Origin of the sequence: Rahnella sp. PD4 (assembly GCF_049199325.1) — a bacterium.
GTDB lineage: Bacteria > Pseudomonadota > Gammaproteobacteria > Enterobacterales > Enterobacteriaceae > Rahnella > Rahnella perminowiae.
In genome coordinates this window covers 142,182-163,533 of sequence record NZ_JBLZQF010000010.1, presented here as the reverse complement: position 1 = coordinate 163,533, position 21,352 = coordinate 142,182, and the positions used below count along the sequence as shown (strand labels likewise).

The following is a 21,352-nucleotide window of genomic DNA, read 5'->3' as shown; positions in this document are numbered from 1 at the left end:
AACCATGAAAGCTGAATTTGAACAGTATGATTTAGGGCTGTCCGGTGCATTAACGTATATTGCGCGAAACTATGGCGCTAAAATTGAAATAAGAGAAGGTGATAAAGAAATATCACTGACCGAATATCATAAAGATGATGTTGAACATGACACACAAATTAAAAATTATTTCCTTTCATTAGGGTTGTCAGTTTCTGCAGTGCAATTTAGCCAGCCAGATGATTTGCTTAATGAAAGCATGCCGCTTTTGCTGCTGACGGCTGAAATGCAGTGGCTCATTTGTGTTGGTTGTATCGATAACAAACTTAAACTGGTCAATATGCAAAATGATATTGGACAGATTGAAATAGAACGCTCTGCACTCCAGCAGATGTCGGCGTTCTCATTGCAGCCGATCAGTGAGGTGGTGGATTCCATTCGCATCAGCCAGATTTTAAAAAATGGCCTTAAAAATAATAAAATATTTTACTCAAAATATTTTATCTCCTCATTGTTTATGGCGATGTTTGCGCTGACAATTCCTGTTTTCAGTAATCTCTATTATGACAAACTCGTGCCAGGCTCATCGAACGCATCTCTCTTCGGAGTGGCAGGCATCGTGCTGGTGTTCATTATCTTTGAGTTTCTGCTCAAATCCTCGCGTGACATTTATCAGTCGATAGTTTCCCGCAGGGAAGATATTGATATCGATGTTTCCTTTCTCGAGGCGCTGCTTTACGGCGATAAAAAAAACACGTCTATGTCTTCAGCATTTGTTCTATGGACTGAATTTCAAAAAATAAAATCTGTGCTACTTAACTCGGTTTTTCAGCGCGTGGCCGATGCACCTTTATTTATTGTCTTTGTGATAGTTATCTATATCAATCTGGGGCTGTTGGTTTTAATTCCGATCACAATTATGCTGATTTCACTGGGGCTGGCTTATGTTAATTTCCGCTACACCAATGTCCTGATGGAACGTGTGAAAGAAGGCCAAAGTAACCGGAATATGTTCATTACGGAAACACTCTATGCATTAAGAATGATCCACACATTGAATAACCGGAACCTGATGCGGGACTGGGTTAATAATGCCGATCAGCAGTCCTGGCTCAGTTTACAGATCCGCAAAGTAAACGTTTATTATCAGTCTGCGTTATCCACACTCTCAAGCCTTAACCAGATCCTGCTCATGTTATTTGCCTTCTTCCTGGTGACGAAAGGGGAAATCACCACGGGTGCGATTGTTTCTTCCGTCATCGTTTCGGGGCGTATGTCGGGTATTATTTCAGGTTTTTCATCGACTTTATTATCGATATTTACCACTAATAAAACCATCACCGATCTGCTGAAAATGTTTGTCCCTGAAAATACAGCCCCCCGCGAGGTCTTACAATCACTCTCACATTGTGAAGGGCATATTAACCTGAAAGGGGCCAGCTACCAGTATGATCCTCAGCTGCCGGTGATACTTGAAAACATTACCCTGGATATTCCTGCCGGACAGCGGGTCGCCATTATCGGGGAATGCGGTTCAGGTAAAAGTTCGCTGATCTCACTGCTTTCAGGATTCAGTATGCCTTTACAAGGCAGCGTCATGTACGACGGTTACAACACCCGGCATCTTGCCCAGCATTTTTTCTCGCGTTTCATCAGCGTTATCACCACCCACGATGCGTTATTTACAGGCTCGGTGGAAAGTAACTTCGCCCTAAAGAGCGGTGAAGATCGTAAGAAAACCGTGCAGGCGCTGGGCGTGACAAACTGTAATTTCGTGCTGCAACATCCGATGGGATTACGTTATCCCATCAGTTTTATGGCGAAGAATCTTTCATCAGGACAAAATCAGCAATTACTGCTGGCACGCAGCCTGAGCAGTGATGCGAAAGTTTTTTTGTGGGATGAACCGACGTCCTGTCTGGATGAACAAACGGAACAGCGAATTTTTGACAATCTGGATCATTTTGTTGCGGGAAAAACGCTGTTAATGGTCACTCACCGACGCTACCTGCTGAAGTATTTTGATCGTGTACTGGTGATGAAGAACGGAAAGGTTATCCGCGATTGTAGCCCTGACAAGCTACTGGCACCGGTGGCGAACGCTGAGGTTAAAAAAGCCCGGCCGGTGCGCATCAGTGTGCCTGCTGCCGGGGGAAATCCCGTACCTGATAAGAACGAAGGTTAATAAAATGCCCTGCTTGCGGGCAGGGCATTTTATTTTACAGGGGCAAACACAGCCGCCGCCAAACTGTTTAGCCAAATATGACCAGTAATACGGGGAACAGAAAAGGTGCGAGCAGGGAAGTAATAATCCCGCAAATCACCAGCGCCAGTGAGCTGAATGCGCCTTCCTGATAATCCATTTCTGCACAACGGGCGGTGCCCAGTGCATGTGATGCTGTGCCCATCGCCAGTCCGCGTGAGGCCTTGGTGGTGATCTTCAGAATATTCAACAGCGTGTGTCCAAAGACCGCGCCGAGGATCCCGACGAAAATCACGCATACGGCGCTGATGGCCGGAATGCCATTAATCGACTGCGCGGTGGCCATTGCAATCGGTGTGGTGACCGATTTCGGTAATACCGATGCGGCAATTTCTGGCGTTGCACCCATCCATAATGCAATCGCGGTCCCCGTCACCATCGCTACCACGCTGCCGATAAAGCAGATGCTGATGATGGATTTCCAGCGGGCACGGATCTGATGCAGCTGTTCGTACAGCGGGAAAGCCAGCGCCACGACAGCGGGTTGCAGCAGGTCATTGAGGATCTTGCTGCCTGCGAAATAACGTGCGTAAGGGATATGGGTGATCAGCAACAGCGGAATAATCACCACCATCGACATCAGCAACGGGTTGAGCAGGGGCATTTTAAGCCTGGTGGCTAATTTGCGGGTGGCGAAAAAAACCACCAGCGTCAGCGGCAGCGACCACAAAATATCAATCATTTTTATCCTCCCCTTTATCCGTCACCACACCGCGTTCCCCATGGATATAGTGGGAGCAATAGGCGACAACCAGCAACACCACCAGGGTACTGACCAGGCATGACACCACCAGCGGCCCGAACTGCGTGCGCAGTTGCGCATAATAATTCATGACCCCGACCCCGATAGGCACGAACAGCAACGCCATATAGCGGATCAGAATATTGCAGCCCGGTTTAACCCATTTGAACGGCAAAATTTGTGTGGAAAGCAGACCAAACAGGATCAGCATGCCGATGATGCTGCCGGGAATGGTGAGCGGTAACAGAGATGAAATCGCATTCCCGGCGAATAAACAGAGATAAATCAGAATAAACGCCCGGATATATTGGAATGCCAGAGAGATTGAGGTGCCCATGGTGTTTCACCCAGTTGAATAATGTATTCATCATACAATTAAGATGTGATCTGTGCCACAAAACGAAGTATGAAATTTAGGAATGAAGTGTATTCCAAAATGACGTTTGGTAAACGGGGAAAATAGGGGGGACATCCGGGTTGCTCGCTCTGCTCGCTGACTATGTTCCAGGTACAACAGCGACAGCCGCAAAGCTCCCTCCCCTGCGAAAGGGAGGGTTGGGGTGGGGTATTAATGGTGGTGTAATTGTATGAGTTGCCATCAAACCCACACTCCTTCCCTTCGTGAGAGGGGAAGGAGCAAAAGCAAAATCGCGCAGTGTTTGCCGGGGAAGGAGTAAAGCAAAACCTTTGTCACATGTGTGTGGCAGCTAAAGCACCTTCTCCAGGAAAGCCTGGGTTCTGGCGTGAACCGGCCGTTCCAGCACCTGTTCGGCAGCGCCGCTTTCAACGACGCGACCATCGACCATAAATACCACCTGATCCGCGACCTGGCGCGCGAAGCCGATTTCATGAGTAACGACCACCAGTGTTACGCCTGATTGCGCCAGTTTCTTAATCACATCCAGCACTTCGCCGACCAGCTCAGGGTCGAGGGCCGATGTCGGTTCATCAAACAGCATGACTTTAGGATTCAGCGCCAGCGCGCGGGCAATGGCGATACGTTGTTGCTGTCCGCCGGACAAATGACGCGGCCAGGCGTGGGCTTTCTCACGCAGGCCGACGGTGTCGAGCAGTTCACCGGCGCGGATGATGGCGTCTTTGCGACTCATCAGGCCGTGAACTACCGGCGCTTCGATGATGTTATCCAGCACCGTCATATGCGGGAATAAATTGAAATTCTGGAATACATAACCGACGTGTCTGCGTTGCCTGAGGATGGCGCGCTCTTTCAGCTCATACAGTGTATCGCCTTTGCGGCGGTAACCAATGTAGTCACCATCGATCTGAATAAAACCTTCGTCGACGCGCTCAAGATGATTAATCGTGCGCAACAGTGTCGATTTTCCCGAACCGGACGGGCCGAGGATCACGGTCACGGTGCCGGGTTCAATGCTCAGACTGACGTTATCCAGCGCTTTGTGCGCGCCGTAGTACTTGCTCAGATTATTGATCTCTATACGCCCGACGGTGGCTGCCTGAGGTTTGCGCGGGAACAGCTGTTCAACCGGGGCTTCCCTTGGGCGGTTAACGAATAAATCAAAGGCTTCAGACATAGTGCTTTCCCTTTATTAAGAACGGGCGACGCGCCACTGACGCAGGCGCTGCAAGGGGGTTGGAGCGACCTGGCGCACAGTGCCGCGGGAGAAATAACGTTCGACGTAATACTGTAAAACCGACAGCACGGTGGTGATCAGCAGATACCAGACGGTAGCGACCATCAGCAACGGGATCACCTGTTGCGTGCGGTTGTAAATCACCTGCACGGTGTAAAACAGTTCCGGCATCGACAGGACGTAAACAATCGATGTGCCTTTCGCCAGGCTGATCACTTCGTTAAAACCGGTTGGCAGAATTGAACGCAAAGCCTGCGGCAAAATAATGCGAAATGTGCGGCGGTAGGCCGGTAATCCCAGCGCGGCGGCGGCTTCGTGCTGGCCGTGTTCTACGCCCAAAATCCCGCCACGAATGATCTCTGCGGTATAGGCTGATTGCACCAGGGAAAGGCCTAGCACGGCGACGGAAAACTGATCCAGCAAATTAACCGTCGGGGTGCTGAAAAAGGAAACCGTGGTGAACGGAATGCCGAGCGAAAGGTTGTCGTAGAGATAGGAAAAGTTGTAGAGAATGATCAGCACCAGCAGCAGCGGCAATGAACGGAACAGCCAGATATACCCCCAGGCCAGCGCATTGAGCAAATAAGATTTAGACAGACGGGCGAGGGCCAGTGCGGTGCCGAAAATCACGCCGAACAGCGTGCCCAGCAGTGTCAGCAACAGGGTTTTTCCAAGCCCGGACAAGATCACCGGATCAAAAAACCACTGGCGAAATACGCCCCATTCCCAGCGGGAATTCGTGGCGATTGACTGGATGATACCTAAGAGAATAAATGCCGAAAATACCGCACCGGCCAGTCGCCACGGATAGCGCGCCGGTACCACTTTCAGCGGCGGATGATTCACAGTTGAAGGGGTATTTTCGCTCATGGAGTTCCCTTGTCGTTATGTCGCAGATGAGGTGACCGGCACCTGCGCTTTCAGTGTTTTGGTAAACGGCAGTCGCCCGTCATACGGCGGCCGGGAATAGACTTCCGGGTCGAGACGGGTATCGAATTGCGGCTGATAACCGTGTGACAGATACAATCCGACCGCTTCAGGCTGGCGGAATCCGGTGGTCAGAAAGACCCGCCGGTAACCATACGCGGCAGCACGGCGCTCCAGTTCATGCAGGATTTTTTGCGCCAGTCCCTGACGGCGCAGCGCGCGGTGCGTCCAGATGCGTTTTAGCTCGGCGGTCTGTTCGTCGTAGCGTTTATACGCGCCCATCGCAACGGGCTCGCCGTTTCTCAGCAGAACAATGAAGGCACCATCGGGGGCGGAAAAAACACTGTCATCTTCCGGCGGCTGGCTCGAAAAGAAATCGCCGTAGCGTTCACGGTATTCACCGAATAATCCGTCGATGACCGGTGCAATCAGCGGGTCTTCCGGCACGGTCTGAATGAAAATATCTTCGCTCATCGTTTCTGCTCCTGATCAGTCGCCCAGTCCCGGCGGGTTAATTTCAGAGTGATCGATCTTCTCGACGCTTTCACCCCAGCGATCCAGCACTTTGATGTAAGCCCCGCTGGCAATGGCGCTGTTCAGCGACGCCTGTACGGCATCCACCAGACCATTCCCTTTTTTCAGCGTGACGGCGATATTGGCAGTCTTCGGCCAGCCGCCAGGCACGGTGCCGACCAGTTTGGTTTTGCCGGTCAGCAGGGATTTATACGCGCCGGTCACGTTCGGGCCGAACGTCGCGTCAGCCCGGCCGGATTGGATCGCCAGCGTCGCGGCAGCGTCATCGGTGACATACAGCGGTTTCAGCGCCGGTAAGCCTTTGGCCTGATTCTCTTTGTCCCATGCCAGCAACACGGCTTCCTGATTGGTGCCTGAGCCGACAATAATGCGTTTACCGGCGATATCGGGTGCGGATTTAATGGAGGTGATTTTGCTGTCACTTTTCACATAAAAACCGAGGGTATCTTCGCGGTAAGTAGCGAAATCAAATTTGGTTTTGCGATCTTTGGTGACCGTGATGTTGTAGATTGCCGCATCGTATTTGCCGGAAGTCACGCCCAGCGGCCAGTCCTCCCAGGAAGCCGGAACCACTTTAAGTTTCAGGCCTAAACCGTCGGCGACCAGACGGGCAATATCCGCCTCGCTGCCGATCACAGTTTTATTATCACGGGCGTACAGCCCGAACGGCGGTGCGCTGCCGAGCACGGCAAGTGCAACGGTCAGCGTGCCCGGTTCAACAAACTTAAAATTGGCCGGGATTTTCGCCACAGCCTCCGGGCTTTTGGGTGTATTTACCGGCGTTTCATTGGCAACCAGATCAATACCCGGTGCGGCGTATGCGGCTGATGAAAAACTTAATATTGCCGCGATGGCGGTTGCTGTAAGGGTTGCGCTATGCTTCATCATCATTATTATTTTTTATCCTGCAATCTTATTTTATGGAGTGAGAACCGTGAGGTGACGTTTTCACTATTCCCGAGTGTTGCCGGGATGTAAAAGAACAAAATTAAATAATCAAAGAGATAAAATAGAAATGCCTCGCGACGGAAATTTTCCACGGAAAATGCCCGGAATATCCGGGCGTGAGAAAATAAAATCAGGAATGAAATGGTTACTCTCCGGCTAATTCCACCAGCGCTTTTTCCGCCAGTTGCTGGAAATAATTTGCGGCCGGGTAAATAGCCGATTCATCCGGGTTAAATTGCGGATGATGCAAGCCGAAGTGACTGGCAGAGCCGATGCTGACAAACGCACCCGGCACATGATGCAGATAAAAAGCAAAATCTTCTCCGCCCATTTGTGCCTGCGCCACCTGCGCGTCATAGCCAAATTCTGCGGCGGCCTGTAAAGCAAACTCTGCCCAGCGCGGCGTATTCACCACCGCCGGTGGCCCGGCATACCAGTGCAATTCCGCCTGCGCGCCCAGCGCATCGGCTACGCCGGTGATGACTTTGCGGATGCGCTGCGGAAGGTATTCGCGGATCTCGCTGCTGTAGGTGCGCACCGTGCCTTCCAGTTCGACGGTTTGGGGTAAGACGTTCCAGGTATTGCCGCCTTCAATGCGGGTGACGCTGACCACCGCCGCGTCCTGTGCGCTGACGTTGCGGCTGACCACCGTTTGCAGCGCGGTCACGATATGGCTGGCGGTGACAATGCTGTCGGTGCCTTCTTCCGGATGTGCGGCGTGTGCGCCTTTACCGGTCACGGTTATCTGAAAGCGATCCACGTTGGCATAGAATGCTCCCCCTTTGGTCGCGAAGGTACCGACCGGCAGTTCAGGCGCATTATGTAGGCCAAAAATCGCATCAACGTTTTCCAGCGCACCGGCTTTAATCAGCTGCGATGCACCGCCAAAGCGTTCCTCAGCGGGCTGGAAAAACAGCCGTACGCGTCCGGGTAAGGTCTGTTCACGCGCCTTGAGCAAATATGCCGCACCGAGGATAACTGAGGTATGGAAATCGTGGCCACAGGCGTGCATTACACCGGGTTGCTGCGAACTGAACGTCACGCCGGAGGCTTCTTCAATCGGCAGGGCATCAATGTCCCCGCGCAGGGCCACAACGGGTCCCTGTTCCGGCCCGATTTCAGCCACAACGCCGGTTTTCAGCCCGAGCGATAAAATGCGGATCCCGGCGGCATTCAGCCATTGGGTAATCTTTTGTGTTGTCACAAACTCCTGATTGGATAATTCAGGATGCTGGTGTAATTCACGACGGTAAGCGATGAGTTTTTCTTCTAATCCGGATAATCCGGACGGGGTGCCGGATGAAATATTTTGTGTTTCTTGTGCAAGTGAAATGCTCATGGCGAAATAACCTTATTGTCTGAACAGAGAGAGTTAAACAGATGGAGCCATTCATTTCATGCTAGTCAGGCCAGCGGGAATAACGAAATACTCAGTCGCTATAATTTATAGTCGTTTTGCACAGCGGCCTGCATAGCAAAATACTGACTATAGAAACGTGATTTTATTATTTAGCTTTAACCTTATTTCGTGGAACTCTTTTTTATCACAACGGATAAAAAGGGATGCGCAGGTGAATTACCGACTGAGTTTATTAGATCAAAGCCCGATCAACGACGGGCAGACGGCTGCGCAGGCGCTAGACGCGACGCTGAATTTTGCGCTGGCAGCAGAAAAGCTGGGCTATCACCGCTTATGGGTGTCGGAACACCACGATACTGAAAAACTGGCGGGCAGCTCGCCGGAAGTGCTGATCGCCTGGTTGCTGGCACATACCTCCCGGCTGCGGATAGGTTCAGGCGGGGTGATGCTGCAACATTATAGTCCGTATAAAGTGGCGGAGAATTTTCATCTTTTATCATCGCTGGCGCCGGATCGTGTGGATATCGGCATCGGCAAAGCGCCCGGCGGTTTACCGCTGTCGACCAAAGCGTTGCGCGCCCATGCCCCGGCTGAATCAGCTCCCGGTTTCCCCGCCCAGTTACAACAACTGACGCATTATCTGACCCATCTGGATGACCATCTGGCGGGCACTGAAGCCCGTGCGTTGCCGCGTCCGCCGGTTGCACCGCAGCGGTTTTTACTCGGTGCCAGCAAAGAGAGCGCCCGTCTGGCGGCGTCGCTGGGCTGGAACTTTGTCTTCGCCGGTTTTATCAATGCTTCCGCTGAGGTGATGACAGAATCCGTGCTGGCTTTCCATGAATATTCGGCCGGACAAGGGCAGGCGCTGGTCAGTCTGGCTGCGCTGGCGGCGGAAACCCGGGAGCAGGCTGCTGAGCGGGTGGCCGGGCGACATAATTTTCGTGTCACGGTGGGCGACCGGCACGTCACGGTCGGTTCCCGCGAACAGGCTGAAGCCTTTGTGCGCCAGTCCGGCGCGACGCAATACCATATCGAACAGCAGCAAATCAGCATACTGCACGGCACACCCGGCGACATCCATCAGCAACTGCGCGATATTCAGCGCCGCCTGTGCGTGAACGAATTTGTCATACACACTCCACTGACTGAAGCCGGTGCGCGGCTGAAGTCCATCGAATTGCTGGCTGGCCAGCGGTAAGGAGATTTCATGAGCCAATCAAAAAGTATCAAGCTGGGTCTGATGTTGCACGGTGCCGGGGGGCATATGAACTCGTGGCGTCACGAAAAAGCGCCGGCAGATGCCAGTGTCAATTTCCCGTATTTCCGTGATTTAGCCCTGCGTGCGGAAGCAGCCGGTTTTGATTTCCTGTTCGTGGCCGACGGCCTGCACATTAACGAAAAATCGCTGCCCCATTTCCTCAACCGTTTCGAACCGGTGGCCTTGCTGTCAGCGCTGGCCTCCGCGACCCACAGCATCGGGCTGGCGGGGACTATTTCGACCTCGTACAGCGATCCGTTTACCGTCGCACGTCAGTTGGCTTCGATAGACAATATCAGTCAGGGGCGGGCGGGCTGGAACGTGGTGACCTCACCGCTGGCCGGTTCGGCGAAAAACTTCGGTAAAGATCATCCTGAACATGCGCTGCGCTACCAGATTGCGGAAGAATATATCAGCGTTGTGCAGGGGCTGTGGGACTCATGGGAAGACGACGCTTTTGTGCGCGACCGTGAAAGCGGTGTGTTTTTCGACGCGGCGAAGCTGCATAGACTGAATCATCAGGGGCAGTTTTTCTCGGTGGAAGGCCCGCTGAATATTCAGCGTTCGCCACAAGGTCAGCCGGTGATTTTCCAGGCCGGCGCGTCGGATGCCGGTATCGCACTGGCCGGTAAATCTGCCGATGCCGTTTTCACTAACGCCCGTACGCTGGAAGAAGCGCAGGAGTATGCGGCAAAATTACAGGAACAGGTCAGCAAAAATGGCCGCCATCCGGTGGGTATTTTCCCGGGGATCAGCCCGGTTGTCGGCAGAACTGAAGAGGAAGCTGAGGCCAAATATCAATATCTGTTGTCACTGTTGTCTCTCGACGATGCGCTGGCCTATCTCGGACGATTCTTCGATCACCATGATTTCAGCCAGTATCCGCCGGACGGCCCGTTCCCTGAACTGGGTGATTTAGGGCAAAACACCTTCCGCTCCACCACCGACAGTATCAAGAAACTGGCGCGTGAGGAAAACCTGACGTTGCGGGAAATCGCGTATCAGACCACCTTGCCGCGTGGTGAATTCTTTGGCACGCCGGAACAGGTCGCCGACCGTCTGATCCGCTGGGTGGAAGAGGGCGGTGCCAGCGGATTTATCATCAGCGGGCCGGTACTGACCGAAGCGCTGGATGACATTACCCGTCTGGTATTGCCGGTGCTGGAAGCGCGGGGTTACTGGCATCCCTCACAGGCTCCGACGCTGCGCGAGCGTCTGAATATTCCGTTCCCGGCCAACCGTTACAGCGTGCATGAAACCCGGCGTGAAACAGTGAGCGAAAAATAGTTACAACATACTAAGGTTTTTCCCAGGCCCGCCACGGTAGCCCCGAGCGGGCTTTTTGCTTTGCAGGGCTGACGGACGGGCAGGTTTTTACGGTTCGGCAACCGCGGCAGGCTTGCCGGCATAAAAAATTAGGCGTAGGCTTTTCGCAATTAAAAAACGATCGGTCTAAATTATGTGTAGTGCGTTTTCCCCTGTACCTGAGGTGCCACTCAAACCGCGCCGCGGACGTCCGCCGAGAACGGCCCGGGAGTTTGAGGATACGCGCGAAGCCCTTATCCGTTCGGGGCTGGAAGTGATCACAGAAACGGGTTACCTGTCGGCAGGCATCGAGGCGGTGATCAAAAACATCGCCGTGCCGAAAGGCTCGTTCTATCACTATTTCAAAAATAAGCAGGATTTCGGCATGGCCGTGCTGACGGCTTACGGCGCTTTTTTCGCCCACAAACTCGACAAGTTTCTGCTCAGCACTGAATTGTCACCGCTGCAACGCATTGACGCATTTGTGACGCATGCCGGTCAGGCAATGGCGAAGTTTGAGTTCAGGCGTGGCTGTCTGGTCGGTAATTTATTGCAGGAATCCCCGCAGCTGCCGGATGATTTTTTGCAGAAACTCAAAACGATTTTGTATGACTGGGAAAGTCGTATCGCCCTCTGCCTGGAAGAAGCCCGTCAGGCGGGCGATATCGTATCAACCATGCCGACCGCGTCACTGGCACAGATTTTCTGGTCCGGCTGGGAAGGGGCGGTGATGCGGGCAAAACTGTTTCGCTCGGCCGGGCCGCTGGATCAGTTCTGGGCGTATTTCCGTCATACCCTTGTGTCACCTGTTCAATCCTGAATCTAAAAATAGCACCTGCAATCATTACGTGAGTCATCGCATACCTCACGACAAAAAACTCAAATCACCTGAAATATAAAGGGAAGAAAATGAAAGCATTGGTCCTGGAACAACAAGATAAGGCCACGCTGGCCGAAGTGAAAGAGATTGCGCTGCCGGATATGGCGGCAGGCGATGTGCGGGTGGATATCAGCTGGTCAGGGCTGAATTACAAAGATGCCCTGGCCATCACCGGTAAAGGTAAAATCATCCGGCAGTTTCCGATGGTGCCGGGTATTGATTTCGCTGGCCATGTCAGCCGCAGCAACGACCCGCGTTTCTCCGTCGGACAATCTGTCATTCTGACCGGCTGGGGCGTCGGCGAAACGCACTGGGGCGGTCTGGCTGAGCAGGCTTGTGTTAAAGGTGACTGGCTGGTCGCCCTGCCGGAAGGTCTGGCTGCGCGCAATGCCATGATCATCGGCACCGCCGGGTTTACCGCCATGCTGTGCGTCATGGCGCTGGAAGAGGCGGGCGTGACACCGGAAAGCGGCACCGTAGTGGTGACCGGTGCCAGCGGCGGCGTCGGCAGTACGGCGGTGGCCTTGTTGCATACGCTCGGTTACACCGTGGCGGCCGTGACGGGGCGTGGGTCTACACATGATTATCTGCGTAAACTGGGTGCCGGCGAAATTCTCTCCCGCGATGATTTTGCCGAAACCCGTCCGCTGGAAAAACAACTCTGGGCCGGCGCGGTGGATACCGTCGGCGACAAGGTGCTGGCAAAACTGCTGGCGCAAACCAATTACGGCGGCTGCGTGGCGGCCTGCGGTCTGGCGGGGGGCTTCAACCTGCCGACCACCGTGATGCCGTTTATTCTGCGCAATGTGCGTTTGCAGGGGGTGGATTCGGTTTCAGTTCCCGCTGAACGTCGCGCTGCCGTCTGGGAGCGTTTACTGAATACGCTGCCGGACGATTTTTATCAGCAGGCTGCGACGGAAATTACGCTGGAACAAGCTCCGGCTGTTGCAGCCGATTTCCTGAACAATAAAATCCAGGGCCGGACGCTGGTGAAAATCGGCGGCTGACCGTTCCTGCCCGGTATTTTCGTGATACCGGGTGCTTTACTTCAATTTTTTCCCCGCTATAAAGAATTACCCCTGACCGGCCGATAAAAAGAACGTCCCTCTGAGAAAAAAGAGAATGGAATTCCTTATTTTCCGAATGACGCACCGCGCGAACACAATCAAAAACGAATAACGACAGGCATGGGGAAAGTATGGATAATTTTCAGAAAGAAATTGATGAGAGAACCAATCTCACTTCATCAAACCGGTTTGAGCTTTTGCTGTTCCGTCTGGGGACATCGCCGGATGACGAGCAATCTGAGCTTTTTGGTATCAACGTCTTTAAATTGCGCGAAATCGTGCCGATGCCCACGCTGACTAAAGCGGCGGGTATGGCCTCCCCGATGATGGGTATGGCCAACATCCGTGGCGAAATCATTCCGGTCATCGACCTGCCTGCTGTGGTCGGTTGTGTGCCCAAAACCGGCCTGAACATTCTGCTGGTCACCGAATATGCACGCAGTACCCAGGCGTTTGCGGTGGAATCCGTTGATGACATTGTGCGTCTTGAATGGAGTCAGGTGCTGGCTGCCGAGGCGGGTGTGAAAAGCCGTAACATCACCAGTATTGCGCGTCTGGATAACGATAAATCCAGTAACCGTCTGGCACTGGTGCTCGACGTTGAACAAATCCTCCATGACATTATTCCGAACAGTAATATCGACATGGATAAAAAGAAAACCAGCGCATTTAAACTCAAGCCGGGCACGGTGGCGATCGTGGCCGAAGATTCTAAAGTCGCCCGTCAGATGCTGGAGAAAGGGCTTAACATGATGGAAATCCCGGCGCAGATGCATGTCACCGGTCTGGAAGCCTGGAATAAAATCCGTAAAATGGCTGAAGAATGCAAAGCCCAGGGACTGCCCATTGCCGATAAAATTTCCTTCGTATTAACGGATCTGGAAATGCCGGAAATGGATGGCTTTACCCTGACGCTCAATATCAAGCGTGATGAATTCCTGAAAAATATCCCGGTCATTATTCATTCCTCCTTATCCGGCAGCGCCAATGAAGATCACGTGCGTAAAGTGGGTGCTGACGGTTATGTGGCGAAGTTCGAAATCAACGAGCTGGAAGCGGCTATTCATAAAGCGCTGGAGGCGAAGAAAATCGCACATGTGTAATCCGCTCCTGAGCCTGTAACTGCCAAAGCCCGCCCGTTGTGCGGGTTTTTTTATGGACAGAATTAATCATCAGAAACCGCCGCTTAAATTTTTACGCGCGCGGGCTTTAAGCACACCCATTGAAATAGCTGCCCCGAAGTCCTTACACATTTCAAAATTAATATTATCCGCCTCGTATCTACAATTTCGATAGTCGCATCGAAATTATCCATTAGAGCAAAGATAGCAATTGTTCTATTAATAACGTTAGCAGCGTGTTTAAGGTTTGCCATCGTAACGGGAATGTTTATTTCCATGAAGCTGAAAAAGAATAGGGAGTATTAAATGTTTATCCGGCCACTTAAATTAACTCAGCACGTCGATGTGCAGGGTTCAGAAAAAGCGCCTGCGTTGGTACTTCTGCATTCTTTGGGAACGGATTTGCACTTGTGGGATTTGCAAATGCCGCGTCTGACGGAACGTTATCGTGTGATCCGCCTGGATATCCGCGGGCACGGATTAAGCGCGGTCGATTCTTTGCGATTTACCATGGCAGATTTGGCCGACGATGTCGTGGCGGCACTCGATCATCTCCAAATCGATCAGTTCTATGTTGCCGGGGTTTCAATCGGCGGAACAATTGCGCAATGGATTGGATTCAAGATACCCAAACGAGTACAGGGAATGATTATTGTCGATACGGCACTGGTGAATGCCGCTCCGCCTTCGCTCTGGCGGGCACGGGCTGAAGATGTCTTTCACCACGGTGTTGAACACCTTGAGATGGGGATTTTAAGTAAATGGGTGACACCGAAATTTATCGATACGCCAGACGCAGACGGCCTGAAGCAGATGTTGCGTCGGACAACGGTTGAAGCTTTCGCAGGTTGTTCCTACGCCATCGCTGATACCGATCTGACAGATATGGATATTCCGGGGGTAAGGGCTGTGGTGGTGAGAGGGAGTGAAGATCAGCTTACGCCCCAGGACTACGCGCAACGTCTGGCTGAAAAGCGCAACGCCCCATTGCATATCATACCCGGCGCAGCCCATTTACCGAATTTTGAGCAACCCGAAGCGCTCACTGATGAAATCATCTCGTTCATTGAGAACAAGAATACGCATTAACACCCGGAGCAGGTATTCAGCGCGGGTCAGGGGCGCACGGGCGTCGTTAATGAGTCAATTTTGCAGGGCAGATGATGAAAAAATCTGAAGCGCGAACGGAGTAAATCCTATGAATCGTCGGTTATTTATTGGTGGAAGCCTGGGATTGTGCGCAGGTGCTGTAATACTTCCGGCTGCGTTAAAAGGGGTTATGGCACAGAGGGATGTTATCGAGATGCAACTGGCGAATGGAACAGTGAGCATCCGTTTATTTCCTGATTTGGCACCCGGGCATGTTGAACGCATAAAATCGCTGGTAGAGGCCAGATTTTATGACGGCATGCCGTTTAGCCGGGTTATAGAAGGTTTTATGGCACAAACGGGTGACCCGATAAAAGATCCTGGTCTGGATTACCGGAGATTACCGGCGCTGGCCGCAGAGTTTAACCGCATGCCTTTTGAACGCGGTACCCTCGGCATGGCCAGATCACGGTATCCGCACAGTGCCAGCCATCAGTTTTTCATTACCTCCGCCAGAGCAGGTTTTTTAGACCAGAACTACACGGCTTTTGGGAAGGTCACGAGTGGCATAGAGTTAATTGATCAACTCCGCCGGGGGGCTTCGGACACGGGCACGGTGGCTAATCCCGATGTCATAAAAAGCATGCGATTATCCCCTGTCAGAACAGTATAAGGCTCTCTGACTGCCTAAATAACTCGCCGAAGGAGTCGATGTCATATGCCCAGCATTACTCTCTATACCTCAGCCAGTCACCGGTTAGATGCCGGGGTTTTTGCTGAATTTTCAACCACCTTAACCCGTCTTGCCAAAGAGATTCTGAAAGCGAAAGAAAATAATATTCACATCAGCTACCTCACCGCAGAGATAGGTTTCGGTACGCCGGTCTATTTTGAAGCAAAACTAAGGCAGGAAGTTTTCCGAACCGTGCCCGTGTTGGATGAATTCATGCATCAGGTTGATTTATTAATTAAGGAGAAAACAGGAGTCACAGCAAGAATTCGCTGTTTCTCTTTTGAAGCAGGTAATATTTATGCAAAGAACTAAGGAACAGATTATGAATGTTAGTTTTCCAACAAGAGATCTCGGCGATATATCGGTTACTGCGGTTAGCGATGGCTATCTGCACGTCGACTTCGGGATGCTTTCAAATGTGGACGAGGAAGAGTGCAAAACCATTCAGCGCAGTGCGAAAATCAGTGAACTCAATGCGGTTCATATTAATACCTTCTTAATCCGCCGGCAGGATAAAAATATTCTTATTGATAGCGGAGCAGGGGGAGTTAAGGGATGGGGGGGCAGGCTGATTGCCAATCTGGACCGGTTGGGGATACAACCTGACAATATTGACGCTGTACTTCTCACCCATGCCCATCCCGATCATATCGGTGGATTGCTCACCGCAGAAGGCGACGCTGTATTTGTTAATGCTGAACTGGTGATAAACAGCGATGAATTCAATTATCTGCAAGATGATGAGAATTTCGCAGCCGTCAGTGACCGCGTAAAAGGTAATTTCCTGCTGGCGCGAAGTATATTCAAAAAGTATCAGAAAAATCTTCGTCTCATCGATCATGGCGAGGTATTTCCTGGTGTTTTTGCGATCCCGCTAAAGGGACATACGCCGGGGCATACGGGTTACCGGATTGAAGGTAGCAAAGGTAGCGTATTAATCTGGGGGGACATTGTTCATTTCCCCCATATTCAACTGCTAAAACCGGAAGTTGCGATCGCCTTTGACTACGATCCTCACATGGCGGCAGAGATCCGTTCCCACATGCTGGAGAAGGTGAGCTCGGAAAGAATTCTTGTCGGCGGTATGCATTTTGGCGAGCAAGGATTCGGTTATATTGAAAAACGTGAATCCGGATATGGGATCGTCGGTTTCAATTAATTAAAAGCTATTATCAGAACATTCTGCTCTGTAAATAATGTATTTCCTGACCGGCAGCGCAACGATTAAATGGGGCAACCTGTCTGGCTCTGCTTAAGTTGCTTTGCCGTTATTAATTTTTTTACTGTGTAACATTGTCGCTATGCTACTGAATAAATTCTCAGGTTTAAAATACTATCCTCGGGGGGGAGCAAAATGAATCCTGCAATCAACAGAGAAATAAATATTGATGCTATTCGCACTGATGTAAATGAACAGGATGGGAGTCAGTCGGTCACGGCGGAGAAATTACCCTCCCAGCCCAAACTTCCATCGCTTACCGGAAGCAGATTCTGGGCTGCTTTATTAGTCTTTTTATTTCACTCATCATTACCCAGCGATCTCGCACCCTTTTCAGATCCCACCATACAGCATATTTTTACGGTTATCGTAGGCAAAGCGGGTTGGCTTGGCGTTTCTTATTTCTTCATACTGAGCGGATTCATCATGGTGTGGTCTGCAAAAGATAACGACACCGTGGGGGATTTTTACCTGCGGCGTTTTGCGAAGATTTATCCCACGCACTGTCTGACCTGGGCCGTGGCGTTCGTTATTGGTGCTATGAGCATATATCAATATAAATTATGGTCATCAAACCTTCTGTTACTGAATACCTGGGTTGATGATGTGCATTATTTTTTTGTGGGTAACAGACCCAGTTGGTCTCTGTGTATAGAAGCGATGTTTTATCTTTCTTTCCCTTATCTTTTTAGAGTAATGAAGACAATACCTAAAAAATTCGATCTGCTCGGTTTAACGATTGTAACGGCAGGATCCTTGTTGGTTCAAACGTACATTTACCTGTGGGTTGAGCCGAATAAGATGATGGGGGCGTTTCCGATTTCGCAGCAACATTTTTGGGTTTCATATATTTTTCCTCCCTCACGCATATTTGAATTTCTGGCCGGTATGTTTGCAGCGCGGCTTATGATGCACGGGCGCATGCTGGTGCTGTCGAAAACGGCTTCGTTTGCCCTGCTTGCCGCCAGTTACTTGGGATCTATGTATATCCCATACCAGTTTAGTATGAGTGTGGTATTCATTATCCCCGTTAGCTTGTTAATCGTTTCAATTGCGGGTGATGATTTAAAAAACCGAAATACATGGTTGAACACTAAAATGTCTGTATGGTTAGGGGAGATATCTTATTCATTTTATATGGTTCATTTTTTAGTGCTTTTTTATTTTTTGAACCTCACGGCAGGAAGAAAGTTTAGCTTGCCGGAAGGGATTGCACTTATCGCCGTTGCGCTAGTGTTATCTGTCTCCTGTGCCTCCTTTTTATATAAATACTTTGAAGTACCCATGATGAAGTTAATTCTGGAGAAATGTCGTACCAGGTCGTTAGTCGTTCTGCGTAAATCTGCATAACGTAAATAGAGTATGCTTCCTTTCGTTGTCAGAACAGGATGCGTCGGGAAAGTCTGCTTACTGAATGGGAGAGCATATATCAGTCATATGCTCTCCCGATTGTATTTGATGAGGGGTTTTACTGAAAAGGGGAACGCCTAAGGGCTTACTACCCATGCCTTAATAACAGATGCCTTAATAGCCGATGTTGTGCAGCCGGGGATCCTGAAAAAGTGAGGTCATTATGCCCCGGAATTTTGTGCTATCCAGATAAGGTGAATCTGTACGATAAACAAGCTCTATCTTGAAATCATTGAACTGACCACTGAGTTCGTGAATTTTAATCTTATTTTGTACCTCGCCACTGATCGAACAGCGTAAAACTAAAGATACGCCTTTACCGGCGGCAATGCTGGAGAACAGCACGGGATATGATCCGCATTCCACAACCCGTTTGGGTGTGATATTCCCTTCATTAAAAAGAGTATTATAATTGCGGGTCGTGGTTGCACATTTTTTACTGCTGAGCAAAAAAACTTCGCCGTCAAGGCTGGAGATGTCTTTAATGGTTGGGTAATCTTTTTCGGTAATAATAACCAGTTCGCTGGAGAGTAATATTGAGCGTGAATGCTGGGTGTTTGAAAAACCCGCACCGATTATTACTGCATCGAATTCATTTTGGTCAAAGGCATTGAGTAAGCTGAGAGTATTACCTATCGAAATGTCTATGTTCCAGCCCAAATCATGCCCCAGATCGATGAGCGAGCTGACAATATAGGGGGGTAAACATTCAATTATGCCAATACGTATATTCAGCTGGCTATTTTTGGAGTGGGAAAGGTTGTTTTTACAATCATCCGCCAGGTTCAATATTTTAAGGGCGTAGTCATAAAGTATCTGACCTTGTGCCGTCAGTGAGCAACCATCAGTTTTCCGGTCTAACAGGGTGACATCCAGATTATCCTCCAGGCTCCTGATCCGGTGGGAAATACTCGATTGCACGCGATTCAGACGCTCGGCTGCCTGGGTTATGTTCCCTGTCTCCACGACTGTCACGAACGCAAGAAGTTCACTTAGCTTCATTTGAGACCTCATGCTAAAAATTAGTTCACCGTCACAACAATTATTTATATTCTGTATTAATGATTTTGTCACTATGTTTTAAACACCCGCGCGCCGGGATACCACCACAGGCTCTGTCTGGCCAGTTCAGGAGACGTGTCAGTATTATTACCCTCCGGGCAGACATTAATTCTGAATTACGAATTACAACAACAGACTGTGCTTATTTTTCTGCTCTGTAACTCATGCACATTTCCCCGAACAATCAGTCATCCGCAACAGGCATTTTTTCAGGGTATCAATACTTTCGATGAGTGCCTCGATTTTATTCGCTGGTCTTTTATTGTCATGCCAATTACGATTTTAGAAGTGAAGTCATGTAACTTCATATAAATCAACTGCTTGTCTATTTCTATTATTTGAATATATATATTACCCAATCTCAGCTGGGTGTATTTAAGAAAATTCATTTTAGTTTCCGGAGGGTGAAATATGGCGCACGCAGAGTTTGATAAAGTAATGACTGAACTGGTTGACTACGCCTATGAGCAGGCAACCTTTGATAATGAGACTTTACGTCTGGCACGTTTTTGCCTGTTGGATTCGATAGGTTGCGCCATTGCCGCCTCTGCTGACCATGATTGTATGAGGCTAATGGGCAGCGCTCAGTTCAGCAAGAGTCGGGAGGGGGTTCCGGTTGCCGGTACCGGGCTCAGACTGGGACCGATAGAGGCGGCCTTTCATCTGGGTTCGATGATTCGCTGGCTGGAGTTCAATGATACCTGGCTCGCGCAAGAGTGGGGGCACCCGTCCGATAATCTGGGGGCTATTCTGGCAGCGGCGGCATGGCACAGTCTGCGTGGTGGTAATCAGACACCCACGGATATGAACGCCGTCCTGAATACAATGATTCGTGCCTACGAGATCCACGGTGTGTTGTGCCTGTCGAACTGTTTCAACGAGCTGGGTATTGACCATGTCGTGTTGGTTAAAGTGGCTTCTGCCATCGCCTCAGCTCAGCTCCTGGGCCTGTCAAAAGACCAGGCTCTGAGTGCGCTGTCCAACGCGATTATCGACGGTCATTCTCTCAGAACCTACCGGCATGCGCCCAATGCGGGGACGCGTAAATCATGGGCCGCCGGGGATGCGACGGCGCGTGGTCTGCAGCTGGCACTGTTCGCGCAAACCGGCGAGATGGGATATCCCACGGCGCTGACGGTCAGCCGGTGGGGATTCAATGATGCTGTTTTGAGAGGCAAACCCTTCAATCTGTCGCGTAATCTGTCAGATTTTGTCATTAAGAATATCCTGTTCAAAGTCCCCAATCCTGCGGAGTACCATGCCCAGACGGCTGTCGAAGCGGCCATTAACCTCCGGGAACGGATACTGGCCGCCGGGTTTACACCTGAGAGTATCGAGTATGTGCGGGTCGAAACAACCCGACCGGCGATGCAGATCATTGATAAATCAGGGCCGCTTAATAACGCCGCCGATCGCGATCACTGTCTCCAGTACATGGTTGCGGTAGGCCTCCAGACCGGAAACCTGACCATTAAGGATTTCCACGAACCGCTCGCCAGCGATCCTCAGCTTGATGCGCTGCGATTGAAAATTACCTGCACTGAACGTCCTTCCTTTACCGGGAGCTACTACGACCCGGATAAACGCGCCATCCCTAATACGCTCTTTGTGAAGTGCCATGGAATGAGCGAAGAAATCGTTGAAACCATTGAATATCCGCTGGGCCATGTTCGTCGCCGTGAAGAGTGTTTCGAAGCACTGCTGACGAAATTCCATCTGAATCTTTCGCAGAGTCCGCTGCGTGACCGGTCCCGTATTCTGGCCGACACCCTGATTTCGGCATCGAAGCTTGATGCTATGTCCGTCACTGACCTCCTGAAAATGTTCTCCTGGGATTAGGTC

General features: G+C 50.8%; 20 protein-coding genes. 12 read left to right on the top strand and 8 right to left on the bottom strand.

All coding sequences use genetic code 11. The features are described from left to right. The first annotated feature begins 4 nt into the window (after window positions 1-4). On the top strand, window positions 5-2,164 hold the full coding sequence (locus ACOZIO_RS21120) for a peptidase domain-containing ABC transporter (protein ID WP_421595678.1): 2,160 nt from the start codon (window positions 5-7) through the stop codon (window positions 2,162-2,164). Window positions 2,165-2,231: 67 nt separating this feature from the next. Here ACOZIO_RS21120 and ACOZIO_RS21115 read toward each other — a convergent pair whose 3' ends face one another. From ACOZIO_RS21115 to ACOZIO_RS21085, 7 genes are all read right to left on the bottom strand, one after another. Next, entirely contained in the window at window positions 2,232-2,924 is a 693-nt protein-coding gene (locus ACOZIO_RS21115; RefSeq protein ID WP_129955680.1) for a CidB/LrgB family autolysis modulator, read from the bottom strand. Next, window positions 2,917-3,321 carry a CidA/LrgA family protein gene (locus ACOZIO_RS21110; protein WP_129955681.1) on the bottom strand — a complete coding sequence of 135 codons (405 nt, stop codon included), beginning with the start codon at window positions 3,319-3,321 and terminating at the stop codon, window positions 2,917-2,919. The genes ACOZIO_RS21115 and ACOZIO_RS21110 overlap by 8 nt, the downstream gene beginning before the upstream one ends. 370 nt (window positions 3,322-3,691) lie before the next feature. Then, the gene (locus ACOZIO_RS21105; protein WP_235173987.1) at window positions 3,692-4,537 is read right to left on the bottom strand and encodes an amino acid ABC transporter ATP-binding protein; all 846 of its coding nucleotides are present in this window, start codon (window positions 4,535-4,537) and stop codon (window positions 3,692-3,694) included. 15 nt (window positions 4,538-4,552) lie between these two features. Further along, entirely contained in the window at window positions 4,553-5,467 is a 915-nt protein-coding gene (locus ACOZIO_RS21100) for an amino acid ABC transporter permease (RefSeq protein ID WP_129955481.1), read from the bottom strand. Between the two features lie 15 nt (window positions 5,468-5,482). Then, on the bottom strand, window positions 5,483-5,998 hold the full coding sequence (locus tag ACOZIO_RS21095) for a GNAT family N-acetyltransferase (protein WP_129955482.1): 516 nt from the start codon (window positions 5,996-5,998) through the stop codon (window positions 5,483-5,485). Window positions 5,999-6,013: 15 nt separating this feature from the next. Beyond that, complete coding sequence (locus tag ACOZIO_RS21090) at window positions 6,014-6,943, bottom strand: ABC transporter substrate-binding protein (protein WP_205951635.1); 930 nt, start codon at window positions 6,941-6,943, stop codon at window positions 6,014-6,016. Between the two features lie 208 nt (window positions 6,944-7,151). Next, window positions 7,152-8,345: an amidohydrolase gene (locus tag ACOZIO_RS21085; RefSeq protein WP_129991809.1), complete on the bottom strand. Its 1,194-nt coding sequence runs from the start codon at window positions 8,343-8,345 to the stop codon at window positions 7,152-7,154. 232 nt (window positions 8,346-8,577) lie between these two features. Between ACOZIO_RS21085 and ACOZIO_RS21080 the strand changes: the two genes are divergently transcribed. From ACOZIO_RS21080 to ACOZIO_RS21035, 10 genes are all read left to right on the top strand, one after another. Then, entirely contained in the window at window positions 8,578-9,564 is a 987-nt protein-coding gene (locus tag ACOZIO_RS21080) for an MsnO8 family LLM class oxidoreductase (RefSeq protein ID WP_129991808.1), read from the top strand. 9 nt (window positions 9,565-9,573) lie between these two features. Further along, window positions 9,574-10,911 carry an LLM class flavin-dependent oxidoreductase gene (locus tag ACOZIO_RS21075; RefSeq protein WP_129955485.1) on the top strand — a complete coding sequence of 446 codons (1,338 nt, stop codon included), beginning with the start codon at window positions 9,574-9,576 and terminating at the stop codon, window positions 10,909-10,911. Window positions 10,912-11,083: 172 nt separating this feature from the next. Next, window positions 11,084-11,749, top strand: coding sequence for a TetR/AcrR family transcriptional regulator (locus ACOZIO_RS21070; protein WP_129955486.1), 666 nt, complete (start codon window positions 11,084-11,086; stop codon window positions 11,747-11,749). Window positions 11,750-11,838: 89 nt separating this feature from the next. Continuing rightward, on the top strand, window positions 11,839-12,816 hold the full coding sequence (locus ACOZIO_RS21065; protein ID WP_129955487.1) for an oxidoreductase: 978 nt from the start codon (window positions 11,839-11,841) through the stop codon (window positions 12,814-12,816). 191 nt (window positions 12,817-13,007) lie between these two features. Beyond that, window positions 13,008-13,979 carry a chemotaxis protein gene (locus tag ACOZIO_RS21060; RefSeq protein WP_129955488.1) on the top strand — a complete coding sequence of 324 codons (972 nt, stop codon included), beginning with the start codon at window positions 13,008-13,010 and terminating at the stop codon, window positions 13,977-13,979. A 324-nt stretch (window positions 13,980-14,303) separates the two neighbouring features. Continuing rightward, window positions 14,304-15,086 carry an alpha/beta fold hydrolase gene (locus ACOZIO_RS21055; RefSeq protein WP_129955489.1) on the top strand — a complete coding sequence of 261 codons (783 nt, stop codon included), beginning with the start codon at window positions 14,304-14,306 and terminating at the stop codon, window positions 15,084-15,086. A 109-nt stretch (window positions 15,087-15,195) separates the two neighbouring features. Continuing rightward, window positions 15,196-15,759 (top strand): peptidylprolyl isomerase, encoded by a 564-nt coding sequence (locus tag ACOZIO_RS21050; RefSeq protein WP_129955490.1) that lies wholly within the window; start codon window positions 15,196-15,198, stop codon window positions 15,757-15,759. Window positions 15,760-15,804: 45 nt separating this feature from the next. Next, window positions 15,805-16,131 carry a hypothetical protein gene (locus ACOZIO_RS21045; RefSeq protein ID WP_129955491.1) on the top strand — a complete coding sequence of 109 codons (327 nt, stop codon included), beginning with the start codon at window positions 15,805-15,807 and terminating at the stop codon, window positions 16,129-16,131. 10 nt (window positions 16,132-16,141) lie between these two features. Continuing rightward, on the top strand, window positions 16,142-16,978 hold the full coding sequence (locus ACOZIO_RS21040) for an MBL fold metallo-hydrolase (RefSeq protein WP_129991807.1): 837 nt from the start codon (window positions 16,142-16,144) through the stop codon (window positions 16,976-16,978). A gap of 195 nt (window positions 16,979-17,173) precedes the next feature. Beyond that, window positions 17,174-18,388, top strand: coding sequence for an acyltransferase family protein (locus ACOZIO_RS21035; RefSeq protein WP_129991806.1), 1,215 nt, complete (start codon window positions 17,174-17,176; stop codon window positions 18,386-18,388). Window positions 18,389-18,562: 174 nt separating this feature from the next. On the opposite strand, the gene ACOZIO_RS21030 is transcribed toward ACOZIO_RS21035, so the two are convergent. Then, window positions 18,563-19,450: a LysR family transcriptional regulator gene (locus ACOZIO_RS21030; RefSeq protein WP_129955493.1), complete on the bottom strand. Its 888-nt coding sequence runs from the start codon at window positions 19,448-19,450 to the stop codon at window positions 18,563-18,565. Window positions 19,451-19,921: 471 nt separating this feature from the next. On the opposite strand from ACOZIO_RS21030, the gene ACOZIO_RS21025 reads away from it, so the two are divergent. Continuing rightward, on the top strand, window positions 19,922-21,349 hold the full coding sequence (locus ACOZIO_RS21025) for a bifunctional 2-methylcitrate dehydratase/aconitate hydratase (RefSeq protein WP_217138432.1): 1,428 nt from the start codon (window positions 19,922-19,924) through the stop codon (window positions 21,347-21,349). Window positions 21,350-21,352 lie beyond the last annotated feature (3 nt).